Source organism: Microbacterium sp. UBA1612, from assembly GCF_002321605.1.
GTDB lineage: Bacteria > Actinomycetota > Actinomycetes > Actinomycetales > Microbacteriaceae > Microbacterium > Microbacterium luteum.
The window spans coordinates 82,369-90,211 of the sequence record NZ_DCMW01000019.1; the positions used below are offsets into that span (position 1 = coordinate 82,369).

General features: G+C 70.0%; 8 protein-coding genes. 4 read left to right on the forward strand and 4 right to left on the reverse strand.

The genetic code is table 11. The features are described from left to right. Both B3S45_RS08165 and B3S45_RS08170 read left to right on the forward strand, forming a co-directional pair. On the forward strand, positions 1-774 hold a 774-nt coding region (locus B3S45_RS08165; protein WP_414683080.1), incomplete at its 5' end, for an ABC transporter ATP-binding protein. A gap of 410 nt (positions 775-1,184) precedes the next feature. Continuing rightward, positions 1,185-1,877: an endonuclease domain-containing protein gene (locus B3S45_RS08170; RefSeq protein WP_286719641.1), complete on the forward strand. Its 693-nt coding sequence runs from the start codon at positions 1,185-1,187 to the stop codon at positions 1,875-1,877. Between the two features lie 214 nt (positions 1,878-2,091). Here the strand turns inward: B3S45_RS08170 and aztD are convergent, their stop codons facing one another. The 4 genes from aztD to aztB are packed head-to-tail and all read right to left on the reverse strand — an operon-like array spanning position 2,092 to position 6,301. Beyond that, positions 2,092-3,279 (reverse strand): zinc metallochaperone AztD, encoded by a 1,188-nt coding sequence (aztD, locus tag B3S45_RS08175; RefSeq protein WP_286719643.1) that lies wholly within the window; start codon positions 3,277-3,279, stop codon positions 2,092-2,094. Positions 3,280-3,300: 21 nt separating this feature from the next. After that, positions 3,301-4,218, reverse strand: coding sequence for a zinc ABC transporter substrate-binding protein AztC (aztC, locus tag B3S45_RS08180; protein ID WP_071043906.1), 918 nt, complete (start codon positions 4,216-4,218; stop codon positions 3,301-3,303). Beyond that, positions 4,215-5,420 carry an ABC transporter gene (locus B3S45_RS08185; RefSeq protein WP_286719646.1) on the reverse strand — a complete coding sequence of 402 codons (1,206 nt, stop codon included), beginning with the start codon at positions 5,418-5,420 and terminating at the stop codon, positions 4,215-4,217. Before B3S45_RS08185 ends, aztC begins: the two co-directional genes overlap by 4 nt. Continuing rightward, entirely contained in the window at positions 5,417-6,301 is an 885-nt protein-coding gene (aztB, locus tag B3S45_RS08190) for a zinc ABC transporter permease AztB (RefSeq protein WP_286719648.1), read from the reverse strand. Before aztB ends, B3S45_RS08185 begins: the two co-directional genes overlap by 4 nt. A gap of 50 nt (positions 6,302-6,351) precedes the next feature. Here aztB and B3S45_RS08195 point away from each other — a divergent pair, with 50 nt between their 5' ends. Continuing rightward, positions 6,352-6,990: a metal ABC transporter ATP-binding protein gene (locus B3S45_RS08195; RefSeq protein ID WP_414683081.1), complete on the forward strand. Its 639-nt coding sequence runs from the start codon at positions 6,352-6,354 to the stop codon at positions 6,988-6,990. Between the two features lie 82 nt (positions 6,991-7,072). Beyond that, on the forward strand, positions 7,073-7,843 hold a 771-nt coding region (locus B3S45_RS08200), incomplete at its 3' end, for a protein adenylyltransferase SelO family protein (protein WP_286719652.1).

The following is a 7,843-nucleotide window of genomic DNA, read 5'->3' on the forward strand; positions in this document are numbered from 1 at the left end:
GAGCCGCTGTCGAACCTCGACGCGAAGCTGCGCGGGCAGATGCGCACCGAGATCGCGCGGCTGCAGCGCTCGCTCGGCATCACGACCGTCTATGTCACGCACGATCAGACCGAGGCGATGACGCTCGGCGACCGCGTCGCGGTGCTCCGGCGTGGCGAACTGCAGCAGGTGGCGAGTCCGCGCGGGCTCTACGAGCAGCCGGCCAACCTCTTCGTCGCGGGGTTCATCGGGTCACCGCCCATGAACTTCCTCAACGGTGCCGTCGAGGGCGACACGTTGCGCCTGCCGATGATGGATGTGCCCATCGACGACCGGCTGCGCGCCGCGATCGGCGACCGGTCCACGGTGATCGTCGGGGTGCGCCCGGACGCCTTCCAGGACGTCGATGCGATGGAGAACGAGCCGAGCGACGGCGTGCGTGTGAGCGTCGAGGTGGAGATGACGGAGTGGCTGGGGGAGGTGCTGTACGCGTACGTGCCGTTCGAGACCGACGAGGCGGTGCGCGAGACCCTCTCGCAGTTGGACAAAGACCTGGACGGGGAGAGCCTGCGCACCGAGATGGTGATCGCGCTCGATGCGAACAGCCTCATCACCGGAGGGGACACGGCGAACCTGTGGCTCTCACCGGACTCGCTGTACGTGTTCGACCCGGAGACGAGCGTCAACCTCACCCGAGACGAATCCCGTGCCGAGAAGCTCGAGGAGCAGGGTCGCACGCAGCGGCAGCGCGCCCTCGAGCGCGCGAAGGAGCGGGAGGCGAAGGCCACCGCCTGAGCCGGCGCCGGCGTTCGGCCGCGCCCGCATCCTGCCTGCGCGGCGTCGCCGCTCACCTGCCCCCGAGAGGAGATCCCGCTCCAAGAGGACATTCTCGCTGGCTGAGTCCTCTGGAAGCGGGATATCCTCGCGGGGCGCGAGGCGTCTGATCCTCCCCGGCGGCCGGTATCGGTGCGCCATCCACAGCGGAGGGGATGCGAGCACGTGCAGTGTGGTGCGGGGTGCAGCCTGTCCGCATGGGAGTGACGCGTTCGAGAGCGACGACGAGCCGGGCGGTCGAGGTCACGGATGCTGTTGTCCGACGCGGTGGTGTCGTCCGAACGTTTGTTCTTCGCGACGCCGGGCTTTCCCCCGTGTCCGTCGAGGCGGCGATCGCCGCCGGGAGGATCTTCCGCGTCAGGCGCGGGTGGGTGGCCTCCGTCGACGCGGATCCTTCCCTCGTCGGGGCAGCGGAGCGTGGCGTGGTGCTCTCCTGTGTGACGCAGGCTCGCCGAAACGGTCTGTGGGTGTACGGCCGCGAGGAGGCGCCGCATGTCGCCGCCCGGTCCAATTCGAGCAGAGCCCACCTCGCGGCGGCCCATGTGCATTGGGCGACGCCCGTCGTGCCACGGCATCCGGATGCGCTCGAGGATGGCATCGAGAATGTGCTCGCGCTGGTGGCGACGTGCCAGCCGCACGAATCGGCGCTGGCGATCTGGGAGTCGGCGTTGCGCCAGCGAGTGGTTGACGTCGAGCTCCTGCGGCGACTGAATCTGGCGCCCGCCGCTCGCCGCATTCTCGAGGAAGCCGACCAATTCGCCGACTCCGGGCTCGAGACCTTCGTCGTGCCCCGGTTGCGGTGGCTGGGTCTCCCACTGCGTCGTCAGATCTGGCTCCACGGGCACCGCGTCGACCTGCTCATCGGCGAACGCATCGCGCTGCAGATCGACGGCGGACACCACGTCGGGGCGCAGCGCGCCGCCGACATCGCTCACGACGCCGACCTCATGCTGCGTGGATATCACGTGATTCGGGTGACGTACGTGCAGGTCACCGAGCAGTGGCCCGAGGTGCAGGAGCGCATCATGCTCGCCGTGGCGCAGGGGCTTCACCTGGCCCGCTGATGTGCGCCCGCTCGCATGGCGCAGCCTGCCGCTGCGCATCCGCTTGCCGCTGCGCATCCGCTTGCCGAGCATCCCCTTCGAGAGGAGATCACGCTTCGAGAGGACGCCCCGGCAGGTGGCCATCCTCTCCAGGCCTGATCTCCTCACGAGGACACCGGTGCGGATGCCTCCCCGAGAGGTGTCCGCACCGGTGCCGGTCATGGGCCGAATCGGATCAGCTGATCGCGATCTCGTTCGGCGTGTGGTCGAGCTCGACGCTCGAGACGATCTCGCCGGTGGTGAGATCGACCGCGTGGACGGAGTTCGCCGCCGGCTCGGTCACGTAGGCGATGTCGTCCGCGACCTTGATGGCCGGGTGAGCATCCTGCCACTCGACCGGGCCCTCCCACGCCTCGACGACGGGGTACGCGTCGGTCAGCTCACCGGTCTCGGGGTCGAGAACGTGGATCTGGCCGTCGCTGGCGAGGATGTACGCCAGGTCGCCGGGGCCGCGCGCGATGTCACGGAATGTGTACTGGACTTCGTCGGGAAGGTCGACGACCTCGTAGGTCTGTGCGGCGATGTCGATCAGCGTGACCGCGTTGAGCAGGTAGCCCTCTGCGTCGGGGTCGTTCTTGTAGTCGCCGACGACGATGGGACTCGTCTCCGACACGAAGGCGTTGCCCATGCGGCCGTACTCGTCGGGTGCGGTGAAGCTCACGAACTCCCCGTCCGCGTACAGCAGGGCGCCGTTCTCGCAGCCGAAGATCACGGCCTCGTCGGCCGCCGTGCCTTCGCCGTGGATGCCGGGGCAGTCCGCGCTCATCGCCTCTTCGTCCCAGTGGTCCTCGTGCGCGTGCAGCGCGACGGCGCCGCTGCGGTCAGAGAGCGTGGTGACCAGCTCGCCGTCTTCGAGCACGATCGAGACGCCGTGGTGGGGCTCGTCGGCGGTGTACGTGGTCGTCTCGGGGAGCGCGTCGTAGCCGTCGGCGAAGGCGTCGGTGGCCACGATCGTGGATGTGCCGGTGCCATCGTCGAAAAGGACGGTGTTGCCCTCGTGGGAGACGACGTGACCGGCAGTGGTCGCCTCGAAGACGAGGTCGGTCAGTGCGGGCTCCGACGTGTCGAGCATCTGGAATCCGGCCGACGTGGTGACCGCGACGGTCTTTCCGTCACCGAAGGTGTTGAGGCGGATGAACTCCTCCGACGCGAATTCGTCGACGACCTCGAGGGTCTCGGGGTCGAGGACGGCGACGCCTCCCTCGTACGCGACGGCGATGCGCCCCTCGACGGTTTCGGTGGCGGATTCGGTGGTGGTCGAACCGCTCGTGTCTTCGGCGGTTCCGCTCGCGCAGCCCGCCGCAAGCAGTGCGATGCCGGCCACGGTCGCGGCGAAGGCGACCCGTCGCTTGTGCTGTGTCATGGTGTTTCCTTTCAGGTTCCCTCAGCGGGTGAGGCCTTCGGAGATGCGCGCGGTGTTCTCGCGCATCATCGCGAGGTAGGTGTCGGCGCCTTCGCCGGGTTCGGTCAGCGACTCGGTGAACAGCTCGACGACGTCGACGTCGATGCCGACCTCGCTCGCGAGGACCTGGACGAGCCGGTCGGGCTGGGAGGACTCGGCGAAGAGGGTCGGCACCCCGGCGGTCTCGATGGCGGCGGCCAGATCACGGAGATCCGCTGCGCTCGGTGCGGCGAGCGTCGTGCCCCCGGGAATGACGGCGCCCACGACCTCGAAGTCGAATCTGTCGGCGAGGTAGCCGAAGACGTGGTGGTTGGTCACGAGCGCTCGCTGCGATGCCGGGATGGCGGCGAACGCCGACGTCATCTCCGCGTCGAGCGCGTCGAGCTCGTCGAGGTAGGCCTCCGCGTTCTCCTCGACGACGACCGGGTCGACGCCGTCGACGGCGCCGAGTGCGGCCTCCACGGCCTCGACGACGTCGACCATGCGGGCCGGGTCGGTCCAGAAGTGAGGGTCGGGGGTGCCGGATGCATCGCCGGACGAGTAGTCGAGCACGTTGATCTCGTCGCCGACGATCACCATGGCGGCGCCGGCCTCCGTCGCCCGGTCGAGGTGCTGCTGCAGGCCTTCCTCGAGACCCAGTCCGTTCGAGACGAGGAGATCGGCGTCGTCCAGCGTCGCCGCCTCCTGGGCGGAGATCTCGAACGAGTGCGGGTCGGCGTTGGGCTTCATGAGAGTGGTCACGTGCGCCTCGTCGCCGGCGATCTCGGTCACGACGTCACCCAGGATGTTCGTGGTGACCACGACCTGCGGCTCGTCGTCGGTGGAGCTCGAGGTGCAGCCGGCGAGTCCGAGCGCCGCGAGGGCGGCCGCGGCGAGCGCGAGCGGTCGCCACGGCCTCATCGTCCGACCTCCGACAGGAACGCCGGGGAGGTGGGGGTGTCGAGCGTGCGCGCGATGCGCGCGCCGTCGGCATAGTCGATCTCGTGGACCACAGCGGCCGCGGGGTCGTTGAGGTACGCGCGCTGGCCGTCGACGGTGAGCGAGGTCGCCGCGTCCGGGGCGCCCACGAGCACGTCGGTGGCGGCGATCTCCTCACCGGTCGCTGCCGCGTAGACCCGCACGCGCCCGTCGGTGTCGAGCGCGACGACGTGTCCGGCCTCGTCGTCGACGGCGGTCACGTGCACGAGCGTGTGCTCCGTAGCGACGTGAGTCCAGGTCTCCTCGCGGGTGTCGAGCAGCCAGAATCCCGAAGCATCGGTCAGGCCCGCGACCGTGGGGCGTCCCTTCCGCCCGTCGAAGGCGACGGCGCGTTCGGCGTCGACGTCGTCGGGATACCGGATCACGGAGAACTCCGCCTCGTCCTCGTCGCCGGTGACGAGCACGGCGCCCTCGGCGCATCCGATCGCGAGCCCGACGACCGTGGTGATCGCGCCCGCCGCGTCGGTGCACGAGACGGACTGCTCCGTCTGCCGGCCTTCCGCGTCGTAGACCTCCAGCGCGTCGGCTTCGCTGATCACCGCTCCGTCACCGAGCGGCGCCACGACGGCATCGGCGTCGACATCGACGCGGAAACGCTCGACGATCTCGCCTTCCGCGAGAGCTTCGTTCTCGAGCAGCACGGCCTCGCCCGAACCGGCGAAGTGCATGGCGGTGGAACCGTCGGTCGAGAGCATTCCCCAGGTCGCCGTGGCTATCCCCGATCCGGGAACCGTCCCGGGCATCTCGGGCGAGCCGATGTAGTAGTGGAAGTGGTCACCGTGGTTCCAGCTCCAGCGCGCCGAGTCGACGATGTCGACACCGTCCGCCGTGGACACGAACACGTACCGACCGTCGCTCGCGAGTCCGGTCGGTGCGCCGGCGGATCCCAGGTCCTCGCTCTCTCCCGACAGCAGGTCGAGCATCCCGACGCGGCCGTTGTCGTCGACCGACACGAGGGCCAGCGGCGGCTCCTCGACCTCGGCGGCGGTGGCGATCTCACCGTGCCCGTCGGAGACGTCGTCGACCGGTGTGGCGGTCGGCTCGGACTCGACGCCGCATCCGGCGAGGGCGACGAGCGCGAGGGCGACCGCGGTGGTGGCGGCGAGAGGGCGTGGGGTGATCACGAGGTCCTTTCAGGCACCTGTGCGGGGGCACGGGTGAGGGAGGGGAGGGGATGGATGCTCCGCATCCGTCGCGCCGCAAGCGTCCGGGCCGACGAAGAGAGCGCGGCGAGCAGGATCGCCGTCGCGGCGATCGAAGCTCCTGCCGCCGTTGCGAAGTGCCACGACACGAGAAGTCCGATGGCGACAGCGAGGACGCCGATCGCGGCGCCGAGCGCCATCGTGGCGGGGATGCGGGTGGTCCAGCTGCGAGCCGCCACGGCGGGTGCGAGAAGCAGGCCCACCACGAGAAGCGTGCCGACGGCTTGGAAGGAGGCGACCACGGCGAGTGTCACCAGCCCGACCAGCGCCACGTGCGCCCGCTGCGGCCGCAGTCCCAGCGTCTCGGCGATCCGCGGATCGAATGCGGCGACCACGAAGGCTCGGTGGCACCCGATCGTGACCGCGAGGGTGAGAGCGATCGCGGCGGCGAGGACGACGATGTCCGCCGGACGGATGGCCAGGATGTCGCCGAACAGGAGGGCCGTGGCGTCCGTGGCGAAACTGCGCGAGTGCGACACGATGATCACGCCGACCGAGAGCATCGCGACGAACAGCAGCCCGATGCTGGTGTCGTACGAGAGCCTGCCGCGCCGCTGCAGCGCGCCGATGGCGGCGCTCATCGCGACGGCGCTGGCCGCAGCGCCCAGCAGCAGCGGGAGGCCGAGCACCGTGGCCAGCGCGACGCCCGGGAGCATCCCGTGGCCGATGGCCTCTCCGAGGAATGCCATGCCGCGGATGACGACCCACGTGCCCACGACGCCGCAGATGACCGCGACGAGAGCGCCGCCCACGAGCGCACGAGCGAAGAACTCGGTGCTGAGGGGATCGGTGAGCCAGGACACGGGTCGAGACTCTACAAGTAAATGATAATGATTATCAAACCGGTACACTGATGAACGTGAACTTCCGGGTCGCCGCTGTCGAGACGCGGTGCGTCTGCTTCTCCTACGCCGCCGACGATGTCGTCCATGACGTGTCGGTGCGCGTCGACTTCGGCGAGGTCGTCGCCGTCGCCGGGCCCAACGGTTCGGGGAAGTCCACTCTCGTGGAGATCATGGCGGGCGTCAGGCCTCCGCGGCTCGGGGTCGTGCATCGAAACGGCGACCTTGCGCTCGTCGTGCAGCGACCTGCCGCGCCGGAGATGCTCCCGGTGACGGCGGCGGATGTCGTCGCGATGGGCACCTGGAAGCGCGGTGCTCGCCTCGAGCGCCGCGCGGCGAAGGGGGCTGCCGCCGATGCGCTCGACCGGGTGGGGATGACCGCGTTCGCGTCCCGCCCGCTCACGGACCTCTCGGGCGGTCAGCGTCAGCGCGTCTTCCTGGCGCAGGGCATCGTGCGCCGGCCCGATGTGATTCTCCTCGACGAGCCCGCCGCGGGATTGGACGGTCACAGTGTCGCCCGCACGCAGCGGATCCTCGCCGAAGAGGCCGCCCGCGGTGCGGCGGTCGTGTGCGTGACGCACGATGACGACGCGATCGCCCACGCGGACCGCGTCATCAGGCTGGACGGGGGTGTCGTCGTCAGGCAGTGAGTGGGGAGGGGCGTTGCCGGTGGCGCCGAACCTTCGCCGATCCGCCGGCCTCGGCGTCCCACTCCCGACGTAGCCTGGGACCATGACCGTCGCGTCGGAGACCGTCGTCGAATTCAGCTCGCGCTTCGCCCGAGCCTTCCCGGAGTTGGCGGTGCCGTGGCACGCGGCGGAGTTCCCCGATGCCCGGTTGCTCGTGCTCAACGAGCCGCTCGCGGTCGAACTGGGCCTCGACCCCACGGCGTTGCGCGCCGGCAACGGTGTCGGCCTCCTCACGGGCAATCGGCTCCCCGCATCCGCGATGCCCGTCGCGCAGGCCTACGCGGGGCACCAGTTCGGCGGCTATTCGCCCGTGCTCGGCGACGGCCGCGCGTTGCTGCTCGGCGAGATCGCCACACCGGACGGGCGTCTGCGCGACCTGCATCTGAAGGGGTCGGGGCGCACACCGTTCGCGCGAGGGGGCGACGGACTGGCCGCCATCGGGCCGATGCTGCGGGAGTTCCTCATCAGCGAGGCCATGCACGCGCTCGGGGTCCCGACCACCCGCGCCCTCGCGGTGACGACGACAGGCGTTCCCGTGCAGCGCGAGACCGTCCTTCCCGGGGCTGTGCTCGCCCGCGTCGCGGCAAGCCACCTGCGGGTGGGGACTTTCCAGTACGCCGCAGCCGCCGGCGACGACGATCTGGTTCGCCGACTGGTGGCCGCGGCGCTCGAGCGCCACTATCCCCACCTCGCCGACGCCGACAACCCATCGCTGTCGCTTCTCGAGGCGGTGGTCCACGCGCAGGCGTCCCTCATCGCCCGATGGGTACTCGTCGGGTTCGTGCACGGCGTGATGAACACCGACAACATGACG

Coding starts and splice junctions, on each gene's coding strand:
- aztD (WP_286719643.1), bottom strand. CDS start 3,279: ATGACACAGCACAAGCGACGGGTCGCCTTCGCCGCGACCGTGGCCGGC.
- aztC (WP_071043906.1), bottom strand. CDS start 4,218: ATGAGGCCGTGGCGACCGCTCGCGCTCGCCGCGGCCGCCCTCGCGGCG.
- B3S45_RS08195 (WP_414683081.1), top strand. CDS start 6,352: ATGAACGTGAACTTCCGGGTCGCCGCTGTCGAGACGCGGTGCGTCTGC.